The sequence below is a fragment of the Paraclostridium benzoelyticum genome (assembly GCF_001006285.1).
Taxonomy (GTDB): domain Bacteria; phylum Bacillota; class Clostridia; order Peptostreptococcales; family Peptostreptococcaceae; genus Paraclostridium; species Paraclostridium benzoelyticum.
In genome coordinates this window covers 1-771 of sequence record NZ_LBBT01000071.1, presented here as the reverse complement: position 1 = coordinate 771, position 771 = coordinate 1, and the positions used below count along the sequence as shown (strand labels likewise).

Here is a 771-nt window from a genome sequence, read left to right as displayed (position 1 = left end):
AATTTAAAAAGTTGTCCATCGCTCAGCTAATCATTATCTGAATATCTGGCTTGGTTGTTTGTGTTTAATTCTTTTAAAAAAGAATTTATATAATTAACCTACTGTTTAATTTTCAAAGTTCTTAAAGTGGTGGACCTTCAGGGACTCGAACCCCGGACCTACCGGTTATGAGCCGGGCGCTCTAACCAACTGAGCTAAAGGTCCACTTTATAATGGTGCCGAAGACCGGAATCGAACCGGTACGAGAGGTAAGTCCCGCAGGATTTTAAGTCCTGTGCGTCTGCCAGTTCCGCCACTTCGGCACATCACCTAGCTATGTCCTACTCTCCCAGGCAGCTTCCCACCAAGTACCATCGGCGCTAAAGAGCTTAACTTCTGTGTTCGGAATGGGAACAGGTGTATCCTCTTTGCTATAATAACTAGATTATGTAAGTTCATTTTTGAACAAGTATTATAATACCATTTCAGTAAGCATTTGTCAACACTTTTTTGAAACAATATTTTACTTAATACTCTAAAAACTGAATAACATTTGTAAGATTAAAATTCACCGTGATCATTTCGCCAACGTCTAAATATTCATATACATTCATATTTATCCCGTTGCTCAAATAATCTTGGTCAAGTCCTCGATCTATTAGTATCGGTAAGCTACATACATTGCTGCACTTACACCTCCGACCTATCAACCAGGTAGTCTTCCTGGGATCTTACCCTTACGGTGGGAAATCTTATCTTGAAGTTGGCTTCGCGCTTAGATGCTTTCAGCGC

General features: G+C 40.2%; 2 tRNA genes and 2 rRNA genes. All 4 read right to left on the bottom strand.

Annotated features, from left to right (window positions below):
- Window positions 1–127: 127 nt before the first annotated feature.
- Window positions 128–204, bottom strand: a tRNA-Ile gene (locus VN21_RS03455).
- Between the two features lie 9 nt (window positions 205–213).
- Window positions 214–302: transfer RNA gene (locus VN21_RS03450), tRNA-Leu, on the bottom strand.
- Between the two features lie 5 nt (window positions 303–307).
- Window positions 308–424: ribosomal RNA gene (gene rrf / locus VN21_RS03445) — 5S ribosomal RNA — on the bottom strand.
- Window positions 425–617: 193 nt separating this feature from the next.
- Window positions 618–771: ribosomal RNA gene (locus tag VN21_RS03440) — 23S ribosomal RNA — on the bottom strand; the annotation flags it as partial.